This is a genomic window from Streptomyces sp. NPDC005791 (assembly GCF_042871485.1).
In the GTDB taxonomy this organism is placed as follows: domain Bacteria; phylum Actinomycetota; class Actinomycetes; order Streptomycetales; family Streptomycetaceae; genus Streptomyces.
The window spans coordinates 226,427-250,678 of the sequence record NZ_JBIAIP010000013.1; the positions used below are offsets into that span (position 1 = coordinate 226,427).

Annotated in this window: 27 protein-coding genes; 8 read left to right on the forward strand and 19 right to left on the reverse strand. The window is 71.6% G+C overall.

All coding sequences use genetic code 11. The features are described from left to right. The first annotated feature begins 9 nt into the window (after positions 1–9). Positions 10–450 carry a cell division protein SepF gene (locus ACFYSH_RS25200; protein WP_359470807.1) on the forward strand — a complete coding sequence of 147 codons (441 nt, stop codon included), beginning with the start codon at positions 10–12 and terminating at the stop codon, positions 448–450. Positions 451–472: 22 nt separating this feature from the next. Here ACFYSH_RS25200 and ACFYSH_RS25205 read toward each other — a convergent pair whose 3' ends face one another. Continuing rightward, positions 473–1,699: an acyl-CoA dehydrogenase family protein gene (locus ACFYSH_RS25205; RefSeq protein WP_359470805.1), complete on the reverse strand. Its 1,227-nt coding sequence runs from the start codon at positions 1,697–1,699 to the stop codon at positions 473–475. Between the two features lie 85 nt (positions 1,700–1,784). Further along, the gene (locus ACFYSH_RS25210) at positions 1,785–3,506 is read right to left on the reverse strand and encodes an MFS transporter (RefSeq protein ID WP_359470802.1); all 1,722 of its coding nucleotides are present in this window, start codon (positions 3,504–3,506) and stop codon (positions 1,785–1,787) included. A 480-nt stretch (positions 3,507–3,986) separates the two neighbouring features. Between ACFYSH_RS25210 and ACFYSH_RS25215 the strand changes: the two genes are divergently transcribed. After that, entirely contained in the window at positions 3,987–5,033 is a 1,047-nt protein-coding gene (locus ACFYSH_RS25215; RefSeq protein WP_359470799.1) for a phosphatase PAP2 family protein, read from the forward strand. A 99-nt stretch (positions 5,034–5,132) separates the two neighbouring features. Here ACFYSH_RS25215 and ACFYSH_RS25220 read toward each other — a convergent pair whose 3' ends face one another. Together ACFYSH_RS25220 and ACFYSH_RS25225 are read right to left on the reverse strand one after the other, a co-directional pair. Next, a complete protein-coding gene (locus ACFYSH_RS25220; RefSeq protein ID WP_359470796.1) occupies positions 5,133–5,348 on the reverse strand; it encodes an I78 family peptidase inhibitor in 216 nt (71 codons plus the stop codon). Positions 5,349–5,777: 429 nt separating this feature from the next. Next, a complete protein-coding gene (locus ACFYSH_RS25225; protein WP_359470793.1) occupies positions 5,778–7,058 on the reverse strand; it encodes a glycosyltransferase in 1,281 nt (426 codons plus the stop codon). A gap of 313 nt (positions 7,059–7,371) precedes the next feature. Between ACFYSH_RS25225 and ACFYSH_RS25230 the strand changes: the two genes are divergently transcribed. Both ACFYSH_RS25230 and ACFYSH_RS25235 read left to right on the forward strand, forming a co-directional pair. Beyond that, complete coding sequence (locus ACFYSH_RS25230; protein WP_388755478.1) at positions 7,372–8,154, forward strand: hypothetical protein; 783 nt, start codon at positions 7,372–7,374, stop codon at positions 8,152–8,154. A 137-nt stretch (positions 8,155–8,291) separates the two neighbouring features. Then, complete coding sequence (locus ACFYSH_RS25235) at positions 8,292–8,600, forward strand: hypothetical protein (RefSeq protein ID WP_359470790.1); 309 nt, start codon at positions 8,292–8,294, stop codon at positions 8,598–8,600. Positions 8,601–8,671: 71 nt separating this feature from the next. Here the strand turns inward: ACFYSH_RS25235 and der are convergent, their stop codons facing one another. The 7 genes from der to ACFYSH_RS25270 form a co-directional block, all read right to left on the reverse strand. After that, complete coding sequence (der, locus tag ACFYSH_RS25240) at positions 8,672–10,141, reverse strand: ribosome biogenesis GTPase Der (protein WP_359470787.1); 1,470 nt, start codon at positions 10,139–10,141, stop codon at positions 8,672–8,674. A 56-nt stretch (positions 10,142–10,197) separates the two neighbouring features. Further along, the gene (locus tag ACFYSH_RS25245) at positions 10,198–10,866 is read right to left on the reverse strand and encodes a lysophospholipid acyltransferase family protein (RefSeq protein ID WP_359470784.1); all 669 of its coding nucleotides are present in this window, start codon (positions 10,864–10,866) and stop codon (positions 10,198–10,200) included. Beyond that, positions 10,863–11,579, reverse strand: a complete 717-nt coding sequence (gene cmk, locus ACFYSH_RS25250) for a (d)CMP kinase (RefSeq protein ID WP_359470781.1) — start codon at positions 11,577–11,579, stop codon at positions 10,863–10,865. The genes ACFYSH_RS25245 and cmk overlap by 4 nt, the downstream gene beginning before the upstream one ends. A gap of 311 nt (positions 11,580–11,890) precedes the next feature. After that, a complete protein-coding gene (locus tag ACFYSH_RS25255) occupies positions 11,891–12,976 on the reverse strand; it encodes a prephenate dehydrogenase (RefSeq protein WP_359477737.1) in 1,086 nt (361 codons plus the stop codon). Further along, a complete protein-coding gene (aroH, locus tag ACFYSH_RS25260) occupies positions 12,973–13,335 on the reverse strand; it encodes a chorismate mutase (RefSeq protein WP_359477734.1) in 363 nt (120 codons plus the stop codon). Before aroH ends, ACFYSH_RS25255 begins: the two co-directional genes overlap by 4 nt. A 35-nt stretch (positions 13,336–13,370) precedes the next feature. Continuing rightward, positions 13,371–13,997 (reverse strand): TetR/AcrR family transcriptional regulator, encoded by a 627-nt coding sequence (locus ACFYSH_RS25265; protein WP_359477731.1) that lies wholly within the window; start codon positions 13,995–13,997, stop codon positions 13,371–13,373. 4 nt (positions 13,998–14,001) lie between these two features. Next, positions 14,002–14,364, reverse strand: a complete 363-nt coding sequence (locus tag ACFYSH_RS25270) for a DUF1304 domain-containing protein (protein WP_359477728.1) — start codon at positions 14,362–14,364, stop codon at positions 14,002–14,004. Between the two features lie 135 nt (positions 14,365–14,499). Between ACFYSH_RS25270 and ACFYSH_RS25275 the strand changes: the two genes are divergently transcribed. The 3 genes from ACFYSH_RS25275 to ACFYSH_RS25285 all read left to right on the forward strand — a co-directional run bounded on the left by ACFYSH_RS25275 (position 14,500) and on the right by ACFYSH_RS25285 (position 15,973). After that, positions 14,500–15,192, forward strand: a complete 693-nt coding sequence (locus tag ACFYSH_RS25275; protein WP_388755455.1) for a DNA polymerase beta superfamily protein — start codon at positions 14,500–14,502, stop codon at positions 15,190–15,192. A gap of 62 nt (positions 15,193–15,254) precedes the next feature. After that, entirely contained in the window at positions 15,255–15,752 is a 498-nt protein-coding gene (locus tag ACFYSH_RS25280) for a DUF2975 domain-containing protein (protein WP_388755458.1), read from the forward strand. Continuing rightward, entirely contained in the window at positions 15,752–15,973 is a 222-nt protein-coding gene (locus ACFYSH_RS25285; protein WP_359477719.1) for a helix-turn-helix transcriptional regulator, read from the forward strand. The genes ACFYSH_RS25280 and ACFYSH_RS25285 overlap by 1 nt, the downstream gene beginning before the upstream one ends. A 55-nt stretch (positions 15,974–16,028) precedes the next feature. On the opposite strand, the gene ACFYSH_RS25290 is transcribed toward ACFYSH_RS25285, so the two are convergent. After that, complete coding sequence (locus ACFYSH_RS25290; protein ID WP_388755461.1) at positions 16,029–16,925, reverse strand: class I SAM-dependent methyltransferase; 897 nt, start codon at positions 16,923–16,925, stop codon at positions 16,029–16,031. Between the two features lie 47 nt (positions 16,926–16,972). On the opposite strand from ACFYSH_RS25290, the gene ACFYSH_RS25295 reads away from it, so the two are divergent. Further along, positions 16,973–17,539, forward strand: coding sequence for a helix-turn-helix domain-containing protein (locus tag ACFYSH_RS25295; protein ID WP_388755464.1), 567 nt, complete (start codon positions 16,973–16,975; stop codon positions 17,537–17,539). A gap of 159 nt (positions 17,540–17,698) precedes the next feature. Here ACFYSH_RS25295 and ACFYSH_RS25300 read toward each other — a convergent pair whose 3' ends face one another. The 7 genes from ACFYSH_RS25300 to ACFYSH_RS25330 all read right to left on the reverse strand — a co-directional run bounded on the left by ACFYSH_RS25300 (position 17,699) and on the right by ACFYSH_RS25330 (position 24,189). Further along, positions 17,699–18,721 (reverse strand): ADP-ribosylglycohydrolase family protein, encoded by a 1,023-nt coding sequence (locus tag ACFYSH_RS25300; RefSeq protein ID WP_359477710.1) that lies wholly within the window; start codon positions 18,719–18,721, stop codon positions 17,699–17,701. Beyond that, a complete protein-coding gene (locus ACFYSH_RS25305; protein WP_359477707.1) occupies positions 18,718–19,461 on the reverse strand; it encodes an NUDIX domain-containing protein in 744 nt (247 codons plus the stop codon). The genes ACFYSH_RS25300 and ACFYSH_RS25305 overlap by 4 nt, the downstream gene beginning before the upstream one ends. Then, positions 19,458–20,537 carry an AAA family ATPase gene (locus tag ACFYSH_RS25310; RefSeq protein WP_359477704.1) on the reverse strand — a complete coding sequence of 360 codons (1,080 nt, stop codon included), beginning with the start codon at positions 20,535–20,537 and terminating at the stop codon, positions 19,458–19,460. The genes ACFYSH_RS25305 and ACFYSH_RS25310 overlap by 4 nt, the downstream gene beginning before the upstream one ends. Further along, complete coding sequence (pnuC, locus tag ACFYSH_RS25315) at positions 20,534–21,187, reverse strand: nicotinamide riboside transporter PnuC (protein WP_388755468.1); 654 nt, start codon at positions 21,185–21,187, stop codon at positions 20,534–20,536. Before pnuC ends, ACFYSH_RS25310 begins: the two co-directional genes overlap by 4 nt. Positions 21,188–21,317: 130 nt before the next feature. Further along, positions 21,318–22,454: a pseudouridine synthase gene (locus tag ACFYSH_RS25320; RefSeq protein ID WP_359477699.1), complete on the reverse strand. Its 1,137-nt coding sequence runs from the start codon at positions 22,452–22,454 to the stop codon at positions 21,318–21,320. Beyond that, positions 22,454–23,104 carry an SMC-Scp complex subunit ScpB gene (gene scpB / locus ACFYSH_RS25325; protein WP_359477696.1) on the reverse strand — a complete coding sequence of 217 codons (651 nt, stop codon included), beginning with the start codon at positions 23,102–23,104 and terminating at the stop codon, positions 22,454–22,456. Before scpB ends, ACFYSH_RS25320 begins: the two co-directional genes overlap by 1 nt. Beyond that, positions 23,101–24,189, reverse strand: coding sequence for a ScpA family protein (locus tag ACFYSH_RS25330; protein WP_359477693.1), 1,089 nt, complete (start codon positions 24,187–24,189; stop codon positions 23,101–23,103). Before ACFYSH_RS25330 ends, scpB begins: the two co-directional genes overlap by 4 nt. Between the last annotated feature and the right edge of the window lie 63 nt (positions 24,190–24,252).

The window sequence follows — 24,252 nt, forward strand, 5'->3', positions numbered from 1 at the left end:
GAGGCGTCCATGGGATCGGTGCGCAAGGCAAGCGCCTGGCTGGGCCTCGTGGAGGACAACGACGAGCGGTACTACGACGACGAGTACTCCGAGGATGCTGAGACCGGCACGAATCAGCCATGGGTGACCGACCCCCGCGTGCAGGTCGCCTCCGAGAAGGCCGAGGACAAGGGCCACCGGATCGCCACCGTGACCCCGGACAGCTTCCGGGACGCGCGCGCCATCGGTGAGCTGTTCCGGGACGGCGTCCCGGTGATCGTCAACCTCACCGCGATGGACCCGGGCGACGCCAAGCGCGTCGTGGACTTCGCCGCGGGACTGATCTTCGGTCTGCACGGCTCGATCGACCGCGTGGCGACCCGGGTCTTCCTTCTGTCCCCGGCCCACACCCGGGTGGTCAACGGCGAAGCCGTCGGCCGGCCGGCCGACGGCTTCTTCAACCAGAGCTGAGCGAGGCGCTCGCCGGAAAATCCTACCGGAAGGCATCCAGGCCGGTGAGCGCCTTGCCCAGCACCAGCTGGTGCATCTCCACGGTGCCCTCGTAGGTGAGCACCGACTCCAGGTTCGTCGCGTGCCGCATCACGGGGTATTCCAGCGAGATCCCGTTGGCGCCGAGAATCGTCCGCGCCGTGCGGCAGATCTCGATGGCTTCCCGCACGTTGTTGAGCTTTCCGAAGCTCACCTGCTCGGGGCGGATCCCGCCCGCGTCCATCCGCCGGCCCAGGTGGTGGGCGAGCAGGATGCCCTTGTGGAGTTCCAGGGCCATGTCCGCGAGCTTGGCCTGGGTCAGCTGGAATCCCCCGATGGGCCTGCCGAACTGCTCGCGGGTCTTCGCGTAGTCCAGAGCCGCCTCGAAGCTCGCCCGCGCGGCACCCATGGCTCCCCAGACGATTCCGTAGCGGGCGTGGCTGAGGCAGCTGAGCGGGCCGCGCAGTCCGGTGGCCCCCGGCAGGACCGCGTCGGCGGGCAGCCGCACACCGTCCAGGACCAGCTCGCTGGTGACCGATGCGCGCAGCGACCACTTGTGCTTGATCTCGGGGGCGGAGAAACCCGGGGTGTCCGTCGGCACGAGGAAGCCGCGGATCCCCGAGCCGCCGCCCGCCTGCTCGGTCTGCGCCCATACGACGGCGACGCCGGCGACCGACCCGTTGGTGATCCACATCTTGCGGCCGGTGAGGATCCAGTCCTCGCCGTCGCGCTCTGCGTACGTCCGCATCCCGGCGGGGTCCGAGCCGTGGTCCGGTTCGGTGAGGCCGAAGCACCCGATCGTCTCGCCGGCCGCCATGCCGGGGAGCCACCGCTGCTTCTGCTCCTCGGAGCCGAATCGGTGGACGGCGTACATCGCGAGTGAGCCCTGCACGGAGACCAGGGAGCGGATGCCGGAGTCGGCGGCCTCCAGCTCCAGACAGGCCAGGCCGTACTGGACGGCGCTCGCCCCGGCGCAGCCGTATCCCTCCAGGGACATGCCCAGTGCGCCGAGCGAACCCAGCTCCCGGGCCAGCTCACGGATGCCGGGGAGTTCGCCGTTCTCGTACCACTCGGCGATGTGCGGGAGGACCCGGTCGGTGGCCCAGCCGCGCATCGTGTCGCGGATCGCGAGGTCCTCGGGGCCGAGGAGGTCGTCGATGCCGAGGGGGTCACCCGGATCGAACGGCCCGCCCTTCGAAGGCGCGGACGGCACGGACTCGGTGGTGGACATGAGTGCCTCCGGCGGCTCGCACGGTACGGAACGCGCCGAGCCACCGGAACTAGTGGTAGTTACGACGCCGGGCCGACGTTACGGCTCAGTGTGCTGATCGTCCAGAGCCCGCCGCCTCGGCGGGTTCCCGCCTGGCGGGGCGGGGGACCCGGCGCCCCGGGGCGTCCGGTGCCGGGAGCGGGCGGGGCTCCGACCCGGGGACGCCGGGCCCGGTGGCCTGCTCCGGTACGGCGGCCGACGGCTCCCGGCAGACGTTCTCCACCGCAGGACAGTCCATGACGCGCGGCAGACGCAGTGCCGCCAGCGCCCCCAGCAGCAGCAGTCCGGCGCTGACCAGCAGCGTGACATGAAGCCCGTCGACGAAGGCGTGCCGTGCCGTGTTCCGCAGGAGGTCGCCCAGGGGGCCGCCCAGCCGGCCGGCCACCTGGTAGGCCTCACCCAGCGAATGCGAGGCGGCCGATCCGGCGGCGGCGGGCACGCCTTCCTCGTGGAGCCGGGAGAGCCCTGGGGCGTAGGCGGCGTTCATGACGCTGCCGAGCAGGGCGATCCCCAGCCCGGCACCCAGCTGGTACGAGGTCTCGCCGATCGCGGCCGCGCCGCCCGCCCGCTCGGCGGGGGCCTCGCTCAGCATGGACTCGTACGCCCCGAACAGCGTGGACTGCAGCCCGAAGCCCAGCAGCACGAAACCTACGGTCAGCAGCACCGGCCGGTCGTGCAGGCCCATCAGGGTCAGCAGGAGCACCGAGGCCGCCGTGAGCACGAAGCCCCAGCCGACCATCCGGCGGGGGCCGATGCGGCTCAAGGTGTACGAACCCGTGGCGCCGGCCGCCATCGCGGCGAAGGTGAGCGGCAGCAGCCGCAGGCCGGTCTCCAGGGGACTCAGGTCCAGGACCAGCTGGAGGTACTGGACCGCGATCAGTTCCAGGCCGACCAGGGCCAGCATGGCGAGCACGATGCAGCCGACGGCGGTGGTGAAGGCCGGCCGGGAGAACATCGCGATGTCGATCAGCGGATGTGTACGCCGCTTCTGTCTCCGGACGAAGAGGACGACCGTTGCCGCCCCGGCGAGCAGCGGGGCGAGGGTGGCGAGGTTCAGCAGGCCCTCGCCGCCGCCGATCCGCTTGATCCCGAGGACGACGCCGAGCACACCGGCCGCGGCCATCAGCGCTCCGAGCACGTCCCAGGGGCCGTCGTGCTCGCCGCGGGACTCGGGCAGCAGCCTGCGCCCCACCGGGAGGAGCAGCGCCATGAGCGGGATGTTGATCAGGAAGACCGAGCCCCACCAGTAGTGCTCGACGAGGAACCCGCCGATGACGGGCCCGGTCGCGGCGCCGACCGCGGCGACCGCGGTCCATACGCCGATGGCCATGGCCCGCTCGCGGCGGTCGGGGAAGACCTGGCGGAGTATCGACAGCGTGGCCGGCATGATCATCGCGCCGCCCACACCGAGCAGGGCGCGTGCGGCGATCAGCACACCGGGTGTGCCGGCCGTCGCGGCGAGCGCGGAGGCGACGCCGAAGAGCGCGTACCCGAAGAGGAGGACGCGCCGTCTGCCGATCCGGTCGCCCAGCGTGCCGAAGAGGATCAGCAGCGAGGCGCAGACCAGCGGATAGGCGTCCACGATCCACAGCAGGCCGACGGCACTGGGCCGCAGGTCCTCGGTGACGGCGGGCACGGCGACGTGCAGCACGGTCGCGTCGAGCGCGACGAGCAGCAGACTGAGACAGAGGACGGCCAGGATCATCCAGCGGTTGGCACCGTCGGCTGCCGTGCGCAGCCTGCTCACGGCCGTGGACGTCCCAGTCATGTACGTACCTCCCACAATGAGTCCCTCGCGCTCGGCAGACCTGCTGGGGATCCGGCTCTCGGCGTCCCCCGGGCCCGGCATCGACGGGCGAGTGAGCCGTCAGCGTACGCGAGTTCCAGGTGGGCACGCGTGGCGCAGCTCATACGTTCACCGGCCACCGAGTGTGGCGTACACCACTTCACCCTCCGCACGCGGGGTGACGCCCGGACCGCCACGACGATGCCGCCGCGGAACCGCCGCCCATCGGCCGACGACTTCCCCGAATGGCCCCCCGGCCGCGCGGGACAGTCACACTGCGCCATTTCATCGACGCTCAAACATTTCTGCGAATAACCCTCGGAACGAATAGTCGAGAGCTGCAAACCATTCACCGGCCGACAGTGAATGGATACCGATCTGAGACAAAGTCCACATCACATCGTCATCACAAAGACGCGCGATCGGCCGGATCCCACGCTCACTCGCTGTAACGTCCATTGTGTGCGTACCGACATCTTTGCCCGTCTGGACCGGGAGCCGGAACCGCCGAAGATAGAGACCCCGCGGATGAGCCGTCACCGCATCGCTCTCTTCGGCGGGACTTTGGCGTTCTATCTCGCCATCGTCGTCGCCGTGCTGGTCTCGTCCTGGCTGGTGGCCCTCGACTGGAAGGTCATGCTGTTCCGGCCCTACCAGCAGTGGCCGGGACTCCACGCCTTCCTCGACTACTACGTCGTGCTCGGCCAGCGTGGCCCCACGGCCGTGATGGTCGCCTCCTGGCTCGGCTGGCGCTCCTGGCGCCAGCACACGCTGCGTCCGCTGCTCACGCTGGGCGCGTCCCTGCTGCTGCTCAATCTGTCGGTGGGCGCGGTCAAGCTCGGCCTGGGGCGGCTGGGCCCGCACTACGCCACCCAGATCGGCTCGGCGGAGCTCTTCGCCGGCGGCGATATATTTCCCTCGGGCCACACGGCCAATGCCGTGGTGACCTGGGGAATCCTGGCCTACCTGGCCACCACGCCGCGCGCCAGACGCTATCTGTCGGCGCTCTCCGCGTTCGTCTCCCTGGGCGTGGGGCTCACCACCGTCTACATCGGCACCCACTGGCTCAGCGACGTCCTGCTGGGCTGGGCGGCCGGGCTGCTGATCCTGCTGGCACTGCCCTGGTTCGAGCCGCTGATCACGCGTGCCGAGGCCCTGATTCTCTCGGTACGCGAGCAGTGGCTGACCCGTTACGGGCTCCGAGGGTCCGTTCGGCCCGCTCCCGTAGCGCCGGAACCGGTCCTGCTGCCGCAGACGCTGGGCGGCGGAGCGCCCGCCGAGGGCGCCCAGGAGGCCGCGAGCAGGGCTCCTGCACCCGAGACGGCGGGAACCGCGGGCGGTCATTTGGGTGCGGCTGTCAGGGCCCGGGCGCACCAGGCGCACCCTGCGCGTCCGGAACGGACGCCGCTGAATCCGGCCGCCTCCCGCCGGCCGCCGCACGCCGACCGCTCACCGCGGAGCGGCGCGGGGCCGTCCCGCCCGGTGGCGGGCGGTCCGGTCGCTCCCTGATGCGACCGCCCTGACCCGCGGGGAAGGCACACCTCCTCGTTCCCGTGCACGGCGAAGGCCCCGACTCCGGTCGGGGCCTTCGCCAGTAGGGGCCGGTGTTCAGCCGACCCAGCAGCGGGTCACGGTCGCGGCGTCCACCTCGAAATTGATGCGTCCGCCACGGAACTCCATGGTGATGACGGTGCCCGGCGCAAGAGCCCGGACCGTGCTCCAGCCACGCGCTCTGGCCTGCCGTTCAGCGGTCTCGGCATCGAGGCCGACGTATGACTCGGGGGCGTCGTCCGGCTGGGCGGGAGGGGTCGGTACAGGTGCCATGCCTCTCACCGTAGGCGGCCCGGCGCCGTGGCGGAAGCGGTGACGTCGGCGGCCCCCGAGCAGCCCCATGTGCCTCACCGGTCACGCTTGTGTCACAGGATCCCCACAGGCGTTTACGCGGCGGCACTTCACCCGAACAGGAGCCTGACGGCGCGTGACCGGAATTGTGCACGATACGCGAAATACTCCTCGAGGGGTCGCCCGAAGGAATTGCCGATGGCGGATGAGCGCGTACACCCTTTTCCCCGGGGCCCTCGAAAGAAGAATATACGGGCAGGCCACCTTGAATTCACTCGCCCTTATGCGCGTCTTACTTCCCCCGCCCGCCGACTCCCGGACCGCCGCCGAAGAGCCGCCGGCGCCCACACCATCCGGAATGCAACGGTCCGGGATGTGCGGCGCCCGGACCACCGGCCCGGGCGCCCCGACTCAGGGCCGCCCTCGGCGGAGCGCCCCCGCCGCCTTGTCACGCAGCGCGTACGCGCCGTCCAGCACGCTGCCCCTGGAGCGATGGAATCCGCTGCGCAGCACACCCTGGGAGACCCTCCCGCCACCGCCTGCGGCCAGCTCCGTGAAGAGTTTCTCGTGCCGCTCCGCGATCGGTGCGGGATCGAACCGCGCGGCGGAGGCCCGTGCGGCACGGCCCATCCGGCGCCGCAGGGCGTCGTCGTCGATCAGACCGAGCAGGGCCTCGGAGAAGGCGCCGGTGTCCCCCAGGGGCACCAGCCGCCCGTCCGTGCCGTCGTCGATGATCTCGGCGGGCCCGTGGGGGCAGTCGGTCGCCACGACCGGCACACCGCAGCGCATCGCCTCCACGATGGTCATGCCGAACGACTCACGCTCCGAGGTGACGGCCGCGATGGAGTTCTTGGGCCACTCCGCCTCCATGGGGTCGACCGACCCCATGAGACGCACCCTCTCCCGGAGGCCTAGTTCGTCGACGAGCCCGCGCAGGGACTGCTGCTCGTTGCCGGACGCGTCACCGGCCCCGTAGATCCGCAGCCGCCACTCCGGGCGCACGGCCGCGATCTGGGCGAAGGCCCTGACGAGTACGTCGTACCGCTTGACCCGGTGCAGCCGGCCCGCGGCCACGATCCACTTGGCGTCGCCGTCGGCGGGCGGGCCGACGGGCTCGGGCACACTGTTCGGAATGGCCTCGATCCGCACGCCGGGAAGCCGCAGTCCGGAGCGGTAGTCCCGTGCATCGGCCTCGGTGACGGTCGTGACCGCGTCGAGCAGCGCGTACCGGTGCCTTATCTCCCGGCGCAGCCGGTAGCCGTGACTCTCCAGCGTGAGGTGCTCCTGACCGACGCGCACCGGGCCACGCCGTGCCTGCCGGCTGATGTGGACGTTGAGGCCAGGACGCGTGCCGACGACGACATCGGCCTCCAGCGCGCCCAGATGCGCCGCGATACGGCTGTCGGTGAGCCTGCTGTACTGCCGGTGCCGGGTGTCGCCCCGCGGGAAGACCGACGCGGGCCCGGACCCGTCGGCGGCCGTCCCCTCATACCCCGGGCTCGACTTGCGCAGATCGACGAGGTGGCTCATCCGCACTCCGGCGGGTGCCCCGAGCTTCGGGGCGTCGCGGTGCCGGAAGACGGAGACGATCTCGACGTCGTGCTGCTCCGCCAGGGTGCTGGCGAGCGTGAAGGTGGTACGGATCGTTCCCCCGATGCCGTACGCGTTATGAAGTAGGAATGAAATGTGCATTGCGTAGTCGTGTCCCCTGTTCGACTGGTCTGCGACGGACCTTACGCGGCGTCAGAGGACACCACAGCATTCGCACAGGAGTCGCACAAACCCGTGACGTTTCGAACTCCAGCGCGCACATCAGGGGCTTTTGCGCGGAATGCTCGGCTCCGCATCACCTGTTCGATCCTCCGGTTCATCGGCAGGCCGCGTCCGGCGTCGCACGAGACGCCGGATCTCCTCGATTCGCGCGTGACCCCTGCCCCGGGTCTTCCGTTGTCTCTTCATGAGCCGGGAACCGCCCGGCCCACGCACCGAGTTCGAGGAGCCACCCGTGCCGCGCATGCTCGACGTCAGCGAGGACGTACGCGCCGAGATCGGCGATGCCGAAGCCGACCGGCTGCTCGTCGGCGACAGTGCCCCAGGCAGTTACGACTGCACCTCATGCCGCACCCCCGGAGACTCCGACCAGGAGCGCACCAGCACGGTGCTGTTCGTGGGCGACGAGACCGCCGTGCTCGCCTTCGCCCATGCGACCTGCATCCCCTCGCAGGTCGTCCAGGTCGCGGAGGACCAGCTCCAGGGCGCCGTGCGGTCCATCACCGGCAGCGAGCCACAGAATCCGGAGGGCCTCATGCCCGAACAGGCCGTCCTCGGCATCACCAGCGGTCTCGTCCTGATCGAGGACGATCTCCGCCCGGCCCTGGTCGTCGAACCGACCGGACCGATCACCCGGCCCGGCACGGACGGCAGCGGGGGCGACCAGTTCCTCCAGCTCCTGCTGGAGCAGGGTTTCCTGCCCACGCCCCATCTGAACCGGCTGCCCGGTGTCCTCACCGGCTGGTCGGTCCTCCTCGCCATGGGCCAGCTGCACGCGGTGCTGCAGCCGGGCGCCGGCGGCGGCAGCCCGGTCGCCTGGTGGCAGGCCCACCAGCCGCTCCAGGTCACCGAGGGCTGGCGGACGGCGGCCAACAAGGCGCAGAGCGTGCTGGTCTTCGCCGCGCCGGCCGGTTCCATCGGCCAGCAGCCGCGCGAGGACCTGCTGCGCGACGCGTTGGACAAGGCAGCGGTCAACGGCCTTCTGGTCGCCGCGACGATGCCGCTCGCCGGGACCTGAGCATGCCCGTACGGCCGCCCTTCCCTGCCCGCCGGGCAGCGTTTTCTCCGCCCGGCCCGCATCCGACGGGCGGTGAGGTCGTTGGCACCTACGTGCACTCATACGACCCTCGCCAGCAGCAGTCCCCGATCCCGGCCATGCGCCCGTCGCAGGACCCCTCGGGCGGCAAGTCCCCCACGCCGATCTACGACGCCCTGTACTCCGAGTACAGGCGATCGTTCCGGGCGCTTCCCGGAGACCGCACCGGTGAGGAGAAGTTCGGCTTCAGAACGTTCGGCGTCGGGATGTTCGCCAACCGTGCACCGCTGGGCGGCCGTCCGGCGGCGAACACCCAGGGCGGCCACAGCGGAGGCGGCGCCGGCAACCCCGGTTCCTGGCAGCGGATCGGCAGGCACGCCGGCCGCGCCCGGCCCGCGGCGCTGCCGCCCGGGTCCACGGACGCCTGAGGGCGTACGGCGAAGCCCCGGACCACCCGCTTTTCTCACCGGGTGGTCCGGGGCTTCGCCGTACGCCTACGTCACTTCTTGCGGCCGCGCTTCTCGCGCACCCGGACGGAGATGTGGATCGGCGTGCCCTCGAAGCCGAACTCCTCGCGCAGACGGCGCTCCACGAAGCGGCGGTAGCCGTGCTCCAGGAAGCCGGACGCGAAGAGGACGAACCGCGGCGGCTTGGTGCCCGCCTGGGTGCCGAAGAGGATACGGGGCTGCTTGCCGCCCCGTACCGGATGCGGGTGGGAGGCGACGATCTCACCGAGGAAGGCGTTGAGCCTGCCGGTGGGGATGCGGGTCTCCCAGCCGTCGATCGCCGTCTCGATCGCCGGGACCAGCTTCTCCATGTGCCGGCCGGTGACGGCCGAGACGTTGACGCGCGGGGCCCAGGCGATCTGGGCGAGCTCCGTCTCGATCTCACGCTCGAGGTAGTAGCGGCGCTCCTCGTCGAGGGTGTCCCACTTGTTGAAGGCGACCACGACGGCACGGCCGGCCTCGACCGCCATGGTGATGATGCGCTGGTCCTGCACGCTGATGGACTCGCTGGAGTCGATCAGGATGACGGCGACCTCCGCCTTCTCGACGGCGGCGGCGGTACGCAGCGAGGCGTAGTAGTCCGCGCCTTCCTGGAGGTGGACCTTGCGTCGGATGCCCGCCGTGTCGATGAACTTCCAGGTGGTCCCGCCGAGCTGGATCAGCTCGTCGACCGGGTCACGGGTGGTGCCCGCCAGGGCGTTGACGACCACGCGGTCCTCACCGGCGACCTTGTTCAGCAGGGAGGACTTGCCGACGTTCGGGCGGCCGATGAGCGCGATGCGGCGCGGGCCGCCCAGCGCGGTGCCGAAGGTCTGGGCCGGGGCCTCGGGCAGGGCCTCCAGGACGGCGTCCAGCATGTCTCCGGTGCCACGGCCGTGGAGGGAGGAGACCGGGTGCGGCTGGCCGAGGCCGAGCGACCAGAGCGCGGTGGCGTCGGCCTCGCCGCTCTGCCCGTCGACCTTGTTGGCGCAGAGGACCACGGGCTTGCCGGCTCGGCGCAGCAGCTTGACGACGGCCTCGTCGGTGTCGGTGGCACCGACGGTGGCGTCCACCACGAAGACGACCGCGTCGGCCGTCTCGATGGCGTACTCGGCCTGGGCGGCGACGGAGGCGTCGAGGCCCAGCACGTCCTGCTCCCAGCCACCGGTGTCGACGACCTTGAAACGGCGGCCCGCCCACTCGGCCTCGTAGGTGACGCGGTCACGGGTGACACCGGGCTTGTCCTGGACGACGGCCTCACGGCGGCCGATGATCCGGTTCACCAGGGTCGACTTGCCGACGTTCGGGCGGCCGACGACGGCGAGTACGGGAAGCGGTCCGTGACCAGCCTCACCGATCGCGCCTTCGACCTCCTCGGGATCGAATCCCTCCTGCGCGGCAAGCTCCATGAACTCCGCGTACTCGGCATCGCCAAGTGCTCCGTGCTCGTGGTCCGAGCCGTCGGAGTGAATCTGGTCGTTCATGAAGTCCGTTCCTCTTTGCATCATCATCGATGGACCACGATGGCGCGGCCCACTACTCACGTCTTGTCCGGGCGCCCGGTCAGACGCCTGGCGTTCTCCAGGTGCGCGGTCAGCGCCGCCTGGATGCGCAGCGTTGCCTCGTCCAGTGCCTTCCGGGTCCGCCGCCCGCTGCCGTCACCGGCCTGGAAGGCGTCACCGAAGACGACGTCGACCCGGCTGCGCAGCGGTGGCAGTGCCGATATCAACCGCCCACGGCGCTCCGTGCTTCCCAGGACCGCGACGGGGACGATCGGTGCCCCGCCGCGCACCGCGAAGTACGCCAGCCCCGCGCGCAGGGAGGCGAAGTCGCCTTCGCCCCTGGTGCCCTCGGGGAAGATCCCGAGGACCCCGCCGTCGTCCAGCACGCCGAGTGCCCGCGTGATGGCGGTGCGGTCGACGGTCGTACGGTCCACCTTCAGCTGCCCGATTCCGCGCAGGAACGGGTCGAGGGGGCCGACGAACGCCTCCTTCTTGATCAGGAAGTGGACGGGCCGGGGCGCGGTGCCCATCAGCATCGGTCCGTCCAGATTGTGCGCATGGTTCACCGCGAGTATGACGGGTCCCGCGGTGGGGACGCGCCACGCTCCGAGCACACGGGGTCTGAACAGGCCGTACATGAGCCCGATGCCGATCCCGCGCCCGACGGCCGCTCCGCGCGGCGTCGGCGCGGCGGTGGCTTCGGTCACTTCGCGACCTGCTTCTCCCCGACGAGGGTGACGACGCACTCGATGACCTGCGTGAGGGTCAGGTCGGTGGTGTCCACCTCGACGGCGTCGTCGGCCTTGGCCAGCGGCGAGGTCTTGCGGCCGGAGTCGGCTGCGTCCCGCCTGATCAGCGCTTCCCTGGTGGCGGCGAGGTCGGAGCCCTTGACCTCACCACTGCGGCGGGCGGCGCGCGCCTCCGGGGAGGCGGTCAGGAAGATCTTCATGTCGGCGTCGGGCAGCACCGTGGTGCCGATGTCACGGCCTTCGACGACGATGCCCCGCTCGGCCTCCGCGGCGATCGAGCGCTGCAGCTCGGTGATCAGGGTGCGCACCTCGGGCACGGCGCTGACGGCGCTGACCTTGGAGGTGACCTCCTGGGTACGGATCGGGCCCGAGGCGTCCTCGCCGTCGACGGTGATCGTCGGGGCGGACGGGTCCGTGCCGGAGACGATGACCGGCTTGGCGGCGGCCATGGCGATCTCGGCCGGGTTCTGCACGTCGATGCCGTTGTTCAGCATCCACCACGTGATCGCCCGGTACTGCGCGCCGGTGTCCAGGTAGCTCAGGCCGAGCTGGGCGGCGACGGCCTTGGAGGTGCTCGACTTGCCTGTGCCGGAGGGACCGTCGATGGCGACGATCACTGCGGCCGGGGCGGTCCGGGCGGCGGCGCTTGCGGTTTCCACGGTGGTGGACACCTTCCTGGTACACGGGGACGGGCGGAGCGGGGCAGGGCAGACCGGGGCGCCCTCCCCACAAGGTTACCGAGTGCGCGAAGCGCCTTTGCACCCCTGCCTCCGGCCCCGGCCCCCGGGCTCACAGGGCAATACACCTAGGGCGTGTTTCGAAAGTAGCGCCGTCCGCCCGAAGGGCGGGCCTGGCGGCGTCTGGTGCGTGCGATCGCAAGGCGGAGGGTCGCCCCGATACTGGATGTATCGGGGTGATCCCGACAACGCGGCGAGCGTGCGTGCCAGGCGTCGCCAGGCAGGCGGGACTTTCGAAACACGCCCTAGGGGCGGATCGACCAGCCGCGTTCGCTGAGGGCCGCGCTCAGCGCGGGTGCGGCGCTCGGCTCGACCATCAGCTGGACCAGTCCGGCCTGCTGACCGGTGGCGTGCTCGATCCGCACGTCCTCGACGTTGACGCCCGCCCGCCCGGCGTCGGCGAAGATCGCGGCCAGCTCGCCGGGCCGGTCACTGATGAGCACGGCGACGATCTCGTACGACGTCGGGGCGGCCCCGTGCTTGCCGGGGACCCGGACCCGGCCGGCGTTGCCGCGGCGCAGGACGTCCTCGATGCCTTCGGTGCCCGTGCGGCGCCGGTCCTCGTCGGCGGACTGGAGCCCGCGCAGGGCCCGGACGGTCTCGTCCAGGTCGGCGGCGACCCCGGCCAGCACGTCGGCGACCGGGCCGGGGTTCGCGGAGAGGATCTCCACCCACATCCGGGGATCGGAGGCCGCGATGCGGGTGACGTCCCTGATCCCCTGGCCGCACAGGCGTACGGCGGTCTCGTCGGCCTCCTCCAGCCGGGCGGCGACCATCGAGGAGATCAGCTGCGGGGTGTGGGAGACCAGGGCGACGGCGCGGTCGTGCGCGTCGGCGTCCATGACGACCGGGACGGCACGGCAGAGCGCGACCAGCTCCAGGGCGAGGTTGAGGACCTCGGTGTCGGTCTCCCGGGTCGGGGTGAGGACCCAGGGACGGCCCTCGAACAGGTCAGCGGTGGCAGCGAGTGGTCCGGAGCGTTCCTTACCGGCCATGGGGTGCGTACCGATGTACGGCGTGAGGTCGACGCCGAGCGCCTCCAGCTCGCGGCGCGGGCCGCCCTTGACGCTGGCGACGTCGAGGTAGGCCCGGGCGATCCCGTCACGCATGGCCGTGGCGAGCACCGTGGCGGTGTGGGCGGGCGGCACCGCGACGACCGCGAGGTCGACGGGGCCCTCGGGCGCCTCGTCCGTGCCGGCTCCGAGCGCGGAGGCGGTCTGCGCCGAGGACGGGTCGCGGTCGACGAGGTGCACCTGGACGCCGCGCCCCGCGAGGGCGAGGGCGGCCGAGGTGCCGACCAGGCCGGTTCCGATGACGAGGGCTGTTCTCACTGGGCGATGTCCTTGCGGAGGGCGCCGGTGGCGCCGAGGTAGACGTGGCTGATCCGGGACTTGGAGAGATGCGTCTCCACGTGCGCCAGGACGCGGACCACACGGGGCATGGCACCGGTGATGTCGAGCTCCTGGGCGCAGATCAGCGGTACGTCGACGATACCGAGGCCCCGCGCGGCTGCGGCCGGGAAATCGCTGTGCAGATCGGGGGTGGCGGTGAACCACACGCTGATCAGGTCGTCGGCTGCCAGCTGGTTGCGCTCCAGGACCGCGGTGAGCAGTTCACTCACCCGCTCCTCCATGTGACCGGCTTCGTCCCGTTCCAGCTGGACGGCTCCACGGACTGCTCGTACCGCCACGTCGTACCCCTCGTTGCTTCGTGCTGCGTGCTCTTTCAGCCTAGAGGTGCGGTGGAGGCGCCGGTCACGGTGCTCTGTCCGTGAGACGCGGCGGCGTGCACGGAGACGAGCATGTGCCAGACCCGTCCGGCGAGCTGCTCGGGTGAGGCGTCGATGCGGTCGTGCACCCAGTCGGCGAGCACCCCGGTGAACAAGCCGGCCACGGCGCTCGCGGTCAGGTCGTGGCCGCCGGTGGCGGGCCTGCGCCGGCTGAGCTCCTCACTACTGCGCAGGCGGAGCTCCTGGTGCAGCAGTTCGCCGAGGGGGCCGCCACCGGGCCCCAGCAGGCTGCGGTAGACCCCGGCGCGGCTGCGGACCTCACCGAGCAGGACGACGAGCTCCGCGGGCGGGGACTCCGGGCCGGGTGGCGTCCGGCCCCAGGCGTGCAGGGCGTCGACCGCGTCGCGTACGACTCCGGCGCAGGCATCCACGGCGAGGGCGTGCAGGTCGTCGTAGTGCAGATAGAAGGTGGCGCGTCCCACGCCCGCCCGGCGCACCACCTCCGCGACGCCGACCCGTTCGAGCGGCTGCTCCTCGCAGGCCTCCAGCAGGGCCGCCCGGAGCCGGGCGCGGGTGCGCGCGGTCCGGGGGTCGTTACTGCCGTCCGTCACCGAGGGCGTCATACGCTCAGCCCGCCGCCAGCACGAGGGTGAGAGCGAGGGCGGCGGGAGCCGCCTGCACGTACAGGATCTTGCGGCTGACGGTGGCCGCCCCGTACACCCCGGCGATGATCAGGCAGCTCAGGAAGAAGATCTGCGCCTGGTGGGCGACGGGATCGCCGGCGGCCAGGCCCCACACCAGCCCGGCGGCCATGAAGCCGTTGTAGAGCCCCTGGTTGGCGGCGAGCGTGGCGCTCCGGGCCGAGAACTCGGCGGTGGTGGAGAACGCCTTGCGGCCCCGCGGGGTGTCCCAGAGGAACATTTCCAGGATCAGGAAGTAGGTGTGGATCAGCGCGACGAGCGCGACCAGCACATGGGCGGCGGTCTGCATGTCATGGCCTCCTGGGGCGATTTCCTGGACGACTGTACAGGAAATGTCCCGGCGGCATCTCCCGGCTGCCCGCCGGGCGGATCACCGCCGAAGGCGTCGGCGTCCGGCCCGCGTGGAGCGCGTAGCCTCGCGCGCATGATCACCCCTCAAGGCGAGCGGCTGGTGCGGGAGCACACCGTCTACTCCTGCGTGATGGGCTCCCGCGCCTTCGGGCTGGCCACCGACGACAGCGACACGGACCGGCGGGGCGTGTTCCTGGCGCCCACCCCGTCGTTCTGGGGCTTCACGAAACCGCCGACACACGTGGAGGGCCCGGCCGACGAACAGTTCTCCTGGGAGCTGGAGCGCTTCTGCGAGTTGGCGCTCCGGGCCAATCCCAATGTGCTGGAGTGCCTGCACTCCCCGCTCGTCGAGCACGCCGACACGACGGGGCGTGAGCTCCTCGCACTGCGCGAGGCCTTCCTGTCCCGGCGGGCCCACGGGACGTTCGTGCGCTACGCACTGGGACAGCACCGGAAGCTGGAGGCCGATGTCCGTGCGCACGGCGCCCCGCGCTGGAAGCACGCCATGCACCTGCTGCGGCTGCTGGCCTCCGGCCGGGACCTGCTGCGGACGGGCGAGCTGCGGATCGGGGTCGGTGACGCCCGGGAGGGGCTGCTGGCCGTGAAGCGGGGCGAGGTCCCGTGGGCCGAGGTGGAGCGCAGGATGACGCGCCTGGCCGAGGAGAACGACGAGGCGGCCTCCCGCTCCCCGTTGCCACCGGAGCCGGACCGTGAACGCGTGGAGGCCTTCCTGATCCGGACCCGGCGTACGTCGGCGGGTGGCTGACCGACGAGCGAGCGAACCCTCGACCTATTGACCATCGATAGAATTCGCTCGATAATCGATAGATGCACCCCCTCATCACCACCGCGCTCCGCGCCGGCATCGCCATGGTCATCGCGTTCGGCCTCTTCGGCCAGGCCGTCATCATCCCGACGACGGCGGCCGACGAGGTCGACCGCTTTCCCGGCTACGCCCCCTTCGCCACGCCCTACACGGTGCTGGCCGTCCTCGGGGTGGCCTGCGTCCAGGTCGCCCTCGTCGCCGTATGGAGGCTGCTCGGCATGGCCCGGCACGGGGCGATCTTCGCGCCCCGTGCCTTCCGTTGGGTGGACCTCGTCATCGGCTCCTCCACGGTGGCGACGGCGCTGGCGATCGGGGCCGCCTCCCACCTGGCCGTGGCCGAGATCCCCTCGCCGGACGACGGCATGGAGATCACGGGCGCCCTGGCGGCCGCGATCACGGCTGCCGGCATCGGAGCCTCCTTCGCCATGCTCACCGTGATCATGCGCAGTCTGCTGCGCAAGGCGACGGCGCTCCAGGCGGAGATGGCCGAGGTCATCTGATGGCGATCGTCGTCGACATCGACCGTCGGCTCGCCGAACGCAACCTCTCGGTGGGCGAGTTCGCCGCCGCCATCGGTATCAGCCCTGCCAACGTCGCCGTACTCAAGAACGGCCGGGCGAAGGCGGTGCGGTTCACGACACTGGACGCCATCTGCCGCACGCTCGACTGTCAGCCCGGCGACGTCCTGCGGTGGGTGTCCGATACCCCCGGGAACGGCTGACACGTCAGGGCCCGCGCCGGGCCATCGTAGATCGTTCCGGTCCTGGAGCGGCCGGCTACGAGGCGGTGTCCACCGGGCGCCGCGCCACCCAGAGCTGACGTGTGGAGCGGACGACCAGGTCATCGCGGTGGCGCACGTCCGCCGGGCCGCCGTCGAGCAGGGTACCGAGCGCGGCGAGGTCCGCGGGGTCGACCAGGCCGTCGAGGGCTACGCGGATGCGGTCGAGCACGAGGTGGGCGTACCGGCCGACGGAGGCGGGCAGCGGGGCGCTCAGCTCCAGCGGCTCCGTGCGTGCCTGCTCCACGGTGAGACCGGCCGCGGCCAGCAGGACGCCCCAGTCGGCGCCCAGATGCGGCATCCGCTCGGCGTGGAGCGCGTCCAGCGCCGCACGGCAGCGCGTCTCCAGACCGGGGCGGCCGGCCACGGCGTCGTCCGGGAGGAAGCGCGGCATCCCGTCCAGCTCGGCGACGGCCAGCAGCCCGCCCGGGCGCAGCGCGGCGTGGACCCCGGCGAGGGCGGCGGCCGGGTCGTCCACGTGGTGGAGGGAGGCCGACGCCCAGACGAGGTCGGCGTCCGTGATGCCGGGGAGCCCTGCGCCCGCGTCCGTCTCCAGGGTGCGCACCCGGTCGCCCAGGCCCTTGGCGCGGGCGGCTCCGGCGAGCCGGGCGAGCATCTCCGGGGAGCTGTCGACCGCGGTCACCCGGGCGTGGGGGAAGCGTTCCAGCAGGGCGAAGGTGCCGGTGCCTGTGCCCGCCCCGAGGTCGACGACGTGGGTGACGCCGTCGCCGGCCGCGTCGGCGAGCCGGGCGGTCACCGAGGTGAGGTAGGGCGCGAACAGCTCGGCGTCGAGATCGAGTACCTGGGTGAGCGCCTCCTGGTCGGAGCCACCGTGCTCGTGGGTGTGGCCGTGCGTGTGGCCGTGCGCGTGCTCGTGGGATGCGGGAGGTGTCATGCGGCCGAGCCTACGAAGATTTGCGCACAACGCATACTGTCTTGCTCATGACGCAAGAAGGCAGTGACCTCGACGGCCTCGTACGCAAACGGATCCGGGCCCTGCGGGCCGCGCACGGCTGGTCGCTCGACGACCTCGCCGCCCGCTGCCACCTCAGCCCCTCCACCCTGAGCCGGATCGAGACCGGCCACCGCAGGATCGCGCTGGACCAGCTCACCTTGATCGCCCGGGCCCTCGGCACCTCGCTCGATCAGCTCGTCGAGACGGCCGCCGACGATGTCGTCACGAACCCCACGCACCACCCGGCCCGGGGCCTGACCCAGTGGGCACTGCGCGGTGATCCCGGTGTCACCGTGGCCCGGATCCGGCTGACCGGCCCCCCGGCCGAAGGTCCCACGGCGCTCAAGGCGCACCCGGGCCGGGAGTGGTTCACGGTGTTGTCCGGTACGGCCTTGCTGGTGCTGGGGGAACGGCGGCTGCGGGTCGAGGAGGGGCAGGCGGCGGAGTTCCCCACGATGCTGCCGCACGCCCTGGGCGCCGTCGGCGGCCCCGCCGAGGTCCTCGGCATCTTCGACCGCGACGGCCGCCGCTCCCACCTGCGCGAACGCGAGTGAGAGGGCGGCCGTCAGCCGGGCGGTCAGGACGTTACGGGCTCCCCCGGCCGCGCACGGACGGGCCGTCCGGGGCACGGCGGCCGACGAGATCCTCCGCCGGCAGGACGTGGGCCCCCCGCAGGTCCACGTCCGGGTCCGCGGTCAGGCCGCGTGCACGGTTCACGCGTCCCAGAGCGCGGCCAGCGACAGCAGGTCGCTGCGGTACTCGATGCGTTCGGACCACTCCTTGGGCCATGCCTCCGCGCCCAGGTGCGCTCCGGCCAGCGCGCCCGTGAGGCAGCCGAGGGAGTCGGAGTCGCCTCGCGTGCAGGCGGCCCGGCGCAGGGCGGTGACCGGTTCCTCGGGGAAGAGCAGGAAGCAGTGCAGGGCCGTCGCGAGGGCCTCCTCGGCGACCCAGCCGTCGCCGGTGGCCTCGCAGGGGTCGGTCTCGGGGGACGGGGCCCGCAGGGCGTCCTGGACCCGGGCGAGCGCGGTGAGGCAGTCGTCCCAGCCGCGCCGGATGTACGCCTCGGGTGAGGCGTCGCCCGCGTACCTCCACAGGTCACCCAGCCAGCGCGCCGGGTAGTGGCCGGCGTTCTCGTAGGCGTAGCTCCGCAACTGGCCGACCAAGCCCATCGGTTCGGCCCCCTGCGCCAGCAGGAACACCGCGCGGGCCATCAGGTCGGAAGCTGCCAGCGCGGTGGGGTGGCCGTGGGTGAGGGCGGCCTGGAGCTGGGCGGCGCCGGAGCGCTGTTCCTCGCTGAGGCCCGGTACGAGGCCGACGGGTGCCACCCGCATGTTGGCGCCGCAGCCCTTGGAGCCGGTCTGGCTGGCCTCCTGCCAGGGCCGCTCCTCCTCGAGCATGCGGCAGGCGGTCATGCAGGTACGGCCGGGGGCACGGTTGTTCTCCGGGGAGCGGTACCAACGCACGAACTCCTCCCGCACCGGCCCCACCAGGCGCTCCGGGGTGAGCAGGCCCCGGTCCATGGCGGTGCGGATACCGTTGCCCAGTGCGAGTGTCATCTGGGTGTCGTCGGTGACGAAGGCGGGCTTCGGCAGCCGCATCTGACGCCAGGGCCCGCACTTCGCGAGGATCGCGGGGACGTTGTCGAACTCGGTGGGGAAGCCCAGCGCATCGCCGAGCGCCAGACCGGTCAGCGTGCCTGTGGCAGCCTGTTTGGTGAGCATTCTTGTCGGAATCATGAGGTCCGTCCTTCAGGGCGTCCTTCCGGGCGCAGCAATGGCGGGTGCAGGGCGGTAGCGGCACCCGCCCGGTAGAGAGCGGCGGGCTTGCCCCGGCCGCCGGTGCGGCGCGGCGGTCCGTCCACGGCCTGGACGAAGCCGGGCGTGGTGAGGACCTTGCGCCGGAAATTGGGCCGGTCCAGCTCGACGCCCCAGACGGTCTCGTAGACCTGCTGGAGCTCTCCGAGGGTGAACTCGGCGGGGCAGAACGCGGTGGCCAGGCAGGAGTACTCGAGCCGCGCGCCGATCCGGTCGTGCGCGTCGGCCAGGATGCGGTCGTGGTCGAAGGCCAGCGGCCCGGTGGCGCCCGCTTGCCACCACTGCGCCTTCGCCGCGTCTCCGCCGCCCCTCGGTTCGGGGAGGTCGGGCACGAGTGCGGCGTACGCGACGGAGACGACACGCATCCTGGGGTCGCGGTCCGGATCGCTGTAGGTGCGGAGCTGTTCGAGGTGGAAGGCGCACACGGATCCCGGGGTGAGGCCGGTCTCCTCGGCGAGCTCGCGGCGGGCCGCCGTCTCGGCTGACTCCCGGGGCAGCACGAAGCCGCCGGGCAGTGCCCAGCGCCCCTTGTAGGGGGCCTCACCGCGCTCCACGAGCAGCACGTTCAGGCGTGCTTCACGGACCGTGAAGACGGCGAGATCGACGGTGACGGCGAAGGGGAAGAAGGCGTGGGGGTCGTACCCGTCGGGGGCGCTGCTCATCGTCGCTCCGGCAGGGGCGCGGTGAAGTGCCAGCCTGTGGCGAGGAGTTCGTCCACTGCGGCGACCGCCGTGTCGAGGCGCTCACCACGGGATCCGGTGACCTCGATGAACGTGCGTCCCGTACGGGTGAGTTCGGCGCGGAAGCGGTCCGTCATCCAGGGCCGCAGCTCCTCGCCGTCGCGCAGCCCGTCGTCCTCGAAGGCGACACCCTCGTGGTCGGTGAGCAGCCAGAGGTGGTGGGTTGCCCGGTCGGCGGTCTTCTCGACGAGCGGGTTGCGTCCGCCGATGTAGCGTTCGTGCCAGACGGTGGTGGCGAAGGAGTCGGTGTCGCAGAAGAGCACCGGGGATCCCGCACGCGCGGCGGCGTCCTCCCTGGCGTTCTGCGTCTCGGCGATGAGGGGGAAGTCGTCGGTGGTGAAGGAGACGTCCTCCCACTGGGCGTCCGGCCACCGCTCGCGCAGGGTGGCCAGCTTCGCCTCGCTGAACTCCCTCCCGTACTCGGCGACGTACCGGGTCTGCGCCCATACGCCGCCGCGCCGGCGGTAGTGGTCGGCCAGGGCGCGGGCCAGGGTCGTGGTGCCGGTGGACTCGGCGCCCAGGACGACGACGCGGCGGGCGAGCGCGCCCCGCACGGGCGGCTCCAGATGGTCCCAGCAGCTGACGGGGTCGGCCCGGACCGCGGTGCCCGAGACGGGGAAGAGGGTGCGGTCCGGATCGACGAGGACGGATTGCGCCCCGAAACGGCGCGCCAGTTCCCCCCCGTAGGACTCCGAGGTGAAGACGGCGTCGACCCGTTCGGGCACGGCCGTGGTGAACACTTCCATGTGGGCGTCCCATACGGCCGCGTCGGTGAGGTCCATGTGGATGTCGTCGACGGCTCCCACCACCCGGACATCGGGGTGGGACTCCCGCATCCAGGCGACCCGGTCGGCGAGCGGGACGGATTCGACGGAGGCGGCGCAGACCAGGACGGTGAGCCTCTCGCAGCGGTCCCGTGCGGTGCGGACGAGGTGGTGGTGGCCGGCGTGCGGCGGATAGAACTTGCCGAGGACCAGACCGTGCCCGTGGCGCTTCATACCGCCACCACCGTGACCTCGCGCCGAGCCGGGGCGAGGTCCCGCTGCCAGTTGCGCAGTCCGACGACGCAGAGCGTGAGGAATCCGGCGTACAGCAGGGAGGTGAGGTAGAGCCCCTTGTAGGCGTACAACGGGATGTACACCACGTCGGCGGCGATCCACAGCCACCAGGACTCGACGCGTTTACGGCACTGTCCGTACGTCGCCATGAGGGAAAGCGAGGTGGTCAGGGCGTCCCAGAACGGCACGGTCGAATCCGTGGCCCGGGACAGCAGGAGGGTGAGCCCCAGGGTCCCCGCAGCCCCCGCCGCGAGCAGCCAGGTCCATTCGGTGCGGGTGGTGCTCCGCACCGGCAGGACGGAGGTCCCTGGTCCACCCCCGTGGGTCCAGGTCCACCAGCCGTACGCGGCGAGGGAGATGAAGACGATCTGCAGGCCGGCGTCGGCGTACAGACCGGACTGGGCGAACAGCAGGATGAAGAACAGGTTGTTGGCGATGCCGATCGGCCAGTTGGCGAGATGCTGGCGGGCCACGAGCCAGACGCACAGCGCACCGCTGCCGAAGCCCAGCACCTCGGTCCAGCTGACCGGGGTGTCCAGGACCGTCACCAGGGGCTGTTGCAGGGGGGCGAGTATGTCCGCGAGGGTCACGCCGTTCCTTCTCTCTTTTTAGAGTCACTGTGACTATAAAGAGGAAACGACGGTGGCGAAAGGCCCGCGGCCGGTTCCCGTTCGAAAAGAACGAGGAACCGGCCGCGGGCCGTTCGGGGTCGGACCGTGGCTACAGGCCGACCTCGCGCATCAGCATGCCCACCTCGGTGTTGGTCAGGCGGCGCAGCCAGCCCGACTTCTGGTCACCCAGCGGGATCGGCCCGAAGGACGTCCGCACGAGGCGTTCGACCGGGAAGCCGGCCTCGGCCAGCATCCGGCGGACGATGTGCTTGCGGCCCTCGTGGAGGGTGACCTCGACCAGGTAGTTCTTGCCGGTGTTCTCGACGACCCGGAAGTGGTCGGCGCGGGCGTAGCCGTCCTCCAGCTGGATGCCGTCCTTGAGGCGCTTGCCGAGGTCGCGCGGCAGCGGGCCCTGGATGGCGGCCAGATAGGTCTTCTTCACGCCGTACCTGGGGTGCGTCAGACGGTGGGCCAGGTCACCGTGGTTGGTGAGCAGGATGATGCCCTCGGTCTCGGTGTCGAGCCGCCCGACGTGGAACAGCCGCGTCTCGCGGTTGTTCACGTAGTCCCCGAGGTTCTGACGGCCGTCCGGGTCACCCATGGTGGAGACGACTCCGGCGGGCTTGTTCAGCGCGAAGAAGAGGTACGACTGAGTCGCGACGGTCAGGCCGTCGACCTTGATCTCGTCCCTCTGCGGGTCGACGCGCTTGCCCTGCTCGAGGACGATCTCGCCGTTGACCTCGACGCGGGCCTGCTCGATCAGTTCCTCGCACGCACGGCGCGAGCCCATGCCGGCGCGGGCGAGGATCTTCTGCAGGCGCTCGCCCTCCTGCTCGGCACCCGGGTTGGTCCGGGGGGTCTTGATCTCGGGCTTGTCCGCGTACCGGTCGCGGTTGCGCTGCTCGATCTTGGCGTCGAGCTCGCGGGGCCGGGACGGCGCGCCGACCCGGCGTCCACCCTTGGTCACGTTCTGTGCGGGCTTCGGGCCGCCCTTGGCACCTCCGCGTGCCGCCGCGCCGCGGCCCTTGCGGGGGCCACCGTCGCCGCCCGGCTTGTCGGAGCCCACGTCGTAGCGGCGCTCCTCCGGACGGGGCCGACGGGGGCGCTGCTCGTCCTGCTTGTCGTCGCGCCCTCCCGCGGCCTTGGGGCGGAAGGAGCCGCCCTTCGCGCCCGAGCCGCCCCGGGGGTTCCGGTTGCCGCCGCTCTTGCCGCTGCCGCTGCCGTTGTTGCTGCCACTGCTTCGCATCAAAATTCCGTCTTGTCGTCTGCGTGAGTTTCCGGGGTGTCCGGTGCGTCCGGATCGAACGACGGCACACCCTCTAGCGTCTCAGCCTCGATCGCGTCCGCCTCCGGGAGGAAGGGCGCGAGCTCCGGGAGCTCGTCCAGGCCTCGCAGGCCCATGCGCTCCAGAAAGTAGTTCGTCGTCCTGTACAGGATCGCACCTGTTTCGGGTTCCGCGCCCGCCTCCTCGACGAGACCCCTCTGGAGCAGGGTCCGCATGACGCCGTCGCAGTTCACTCCGCGTACCGCCGAGACCCTCGACCGGCTGACCGGCTGACGGTACGCGACCACCGCGAGGGTCTCCAGCGCCGCCTGGGTGAGCCGGGCGTGCTGACCGTCCAGGACGAAGCCCTCGACCGCCCCCGCGTACTCGGGACGGCTGTAGAAGCGCCAGCCGCCGGCGACGAGCCGCAGGTCGAAACCGCGGCGCTGGACGGTGTACTCGTCGGCCAGCTCCCGCAAGGCGTCCGCCACGGCTCTGCGGGGCCGCTGGAGGACCTTGGCGAGGTGTTCCTCGGTGGCGGGCTCGTCGACGACCATCAGGACCGCCTCCAGCGCGGGCTTGAGGTCGAGCCCGGCAACCGGGGCGTCCGGCCCGTCGTCGTCTGCACTCATGCCTGTACGTCCTCCTGTGGCTCGCGCACCTCTTGGTCGAACTCGTCCGTGACCACGGGCCCGGCCCCCTCGCCTCCGACCCAGCGCACCAGGAGGTCGCCGAGCGCCTCCTCCTGGTCGAGCGTGACCGCCTTCTCCCGGTAGAGCTCCAGGAGCGCCAGGAAGCGGGCGACGACCGTGAGGGTGTCCGCGGCGTCGTCGGTGAGCGCCCGGAAGCTGATCCCGCCCTCCGCACGCAGCCGCGCCACCACGATCTCCGCCTGCTCCCGCACGCTGACCAGCGGCGCGTGGATGTGGTCGACGTACACCTGCGGCTCCGCCCTGGGCTGCGTCGCCTTCACCGCGAGCCGGGCGAATCCCTCGGGGCCGACGCTGATCACCACCTCGGGCAGCAGCTCGGCGTGGTGGGGTTCGAGCCCCACGGTGCGGGGGTGGCGGCGGGACTCGGACTCCAGCCGGTCGCTGAAGATCTCCGCGATCCGCTTGTACGCGCGGTACTGCAGCAGTCGCGCGAAGAGCAGGTCCCGCGCCTCCAGAAGGGCGAGGTCCGCCTCGTCCTCCACCTCCGCGGTGGGGAGCAGCCGGGCGGCCTTCAGGTCGAGCAGGGTCGCGGCGACGACGAGGAATTCGGTGGTCTGGTCGAGGTCCCAGTCGGGTCCCATGGCCCGGATGTGTGCCATGAACTCGTCGGTGACCTTCGACAGCGCGACCTCGGTCACATCGAGCTTGTGCTTGGAGATCAGCTGGAGGAGCAGATCGAAGGGACCCTCGAAGTTGACCAGCCGTACCGTGAACCGCCGGTCGTCGGTGGCCCCGGGGACCGCCTCGGCGGCTGTCCCGGGGGCCGCTCCCGGAAGGCCGCCGACAGGCCCAGGGGCGCCCTGCGGCGCCGCTGAGGGCTCCAGGGCCGCTGGAGGCTCCGGTGGGCCCGTCGGAGCCCTGGACGGAGCCACAGGGGCCGCAGGAGCCATCGGGGCCGGTGGCCCGGTGGGTGCGGGAGCTCCCGGAGCTGCCGCTGCCCGCGTCCCCGGCCCCCGGCCGAGGGCACGGCGGGACGGGCGGGGCGTGTCGTCGGCAGTCGGCATGTGCTGGGGTCCAGGGGAGCGGCTGAGGCGGGCGGTGGGCCCTGGGGACGCCCGGTCGGCGGC

Bases quoted from the DNA above. Each gene is read 5' to 3' on its own strand.
- ACFYSH_RS25225 (WP_359470793.1), bottom strand. From the start codon at position 7,058: ATGCACATTTCATTCCTACTTCATAACGCGTACGGCATCGGGGGAACG.
- der (WP_359470787.1), bottom strand. From the start codon at position 10,141: ATGAACGACCAGATTCACTCCGACGGCTCGGACCACGAGCACGGAGCA.
- ACFYSH_RS25300 (WP_359477710.1), bottom strand. From the start codon at position 18,721: ATGATTCCGACAAGAATGCTCACCAAACAGGCTGCCACAGGCACGCTG.
- ACFYSH_RS25290 (WP_388755461.1), bottom strand. From the start codon at position 16,925: ATGACACCTCCCGCATCCCACGAGCACGCGCACGGCCACACGCACGGC.
- scpB (WP_359477696.1), bottom strand. From the start codon at position 23,104: ATGAGTGCAGACGACGACGGGCCGGACGCCCCGGTTGCCGGGCTCGAC.
- ACFYSH_RS25305 (WP_359477707.1), bottom strand. From the start codon at position 19,461: ATGAGCAGCGCCCCCGACGGGTACGACCCCCACGCCTTCTTCCCCTTC.
- ACFYSH_RS25275 (WP_388755455.1), top strand. From the start codon at position 14,500: ATGATCACCCCTCAAGGCGAGCGGCTGGTGCGGGAGCACACCGTCTAC.
- ACFYSH_RS25320 (WP_359477699.1), bottom strand. From the start codon at position 22,454: ATGCGAAGCAGTGGCAGCAACAACGGCAGCGGCAGCGGCAAGAGCGGC.
- ACFYSH_RS25285 (WP_359477719.1), top strand. From the start codon at position 15,752: ATGGCGATCGTCGTCGACATCGACCGTCGGCTCGCCGAACGCAACCTC.
- ACFYSH_RS25280 (WP_388755458.1), top strand. From the start codon at position 15,255: ATGCACCCCCTCATCACCACCGCGCTCCGCGCCGGCATCGCCATGGTC.
- ACFYSH_RS25265 (WP_359477731.1), bottom strand. From the start codon at position 13,997: ATGACGCCCTCGGTGACGGACGGCAGTAACGACCCCCGGACCGCGCGC.
- ACFYSH_RS25200 (WP_359470807.1), top strand. From the start codon at position 10: ATGGGATCGGTGCGCAAGGCAAGCGCCTGGCTGGGCCTCGTGGAGGAC.
- ACFYSH_RS25330 (WP_359477693.1), bottom strand. From the start codon at position 24,189: ATGCCGACTGCCGACGACACGCCCCGCCCGTCCCGCCGTGCCCTCGGC.
- ACFYSH_RS25205 (WP_359470805.1), bottom strand. From the start codon at position 1,699: ATGTCCACCACCGAGTCCGTGCCGTCCGCGCCTTCGAAGGGCGGGCCG.
- ACFYSH_RS25295 (WP_388755464.1), top strand. From the start codon at position 16,973: ATGACGCAAGAAGGCAGTGACCTCGACGGCCTCGTACGCAAACGGATC.
- ACFYSH_RS25310 (WP_359477704.1), bottom strand. From the start codon at position 20,537: ATGAAGCGCCACGGGCACGGTCTGGTCCTCGGCAAGTTCTATCCGCCG.
- ACFYSH_RS25235 (WP_359470790.1), top strand. From the start codon at position 8,292: ATGCGCCCGTCGCAGGACCCCTCGGGCGGCAAGTCCCCCACGCCGATC.
- ACFYSH_RS25270 (WP_359477728.1), bottom strand. From the start codon at position 14,364: ATGCAGACCGCCGCCCATGTGCTGGTCGCGCTCGTCGCGCTGATCCAC.
- ACFYSH_RS25210 (WP_359470802.1), bottom strand. From the start codon at position 3,506: ATGACTGGGACGTCCACGGCCGTGAGCAGGCTGCGCACGGCAGCCGAC.
- ACFYSH_RS25220 (WP_359470796.1), bottom strand. From the start codon at position 5,348: ATGGCACCTGTACCGACCCCTCCCGCCCAGCCGGACGACGCCCCCGAG.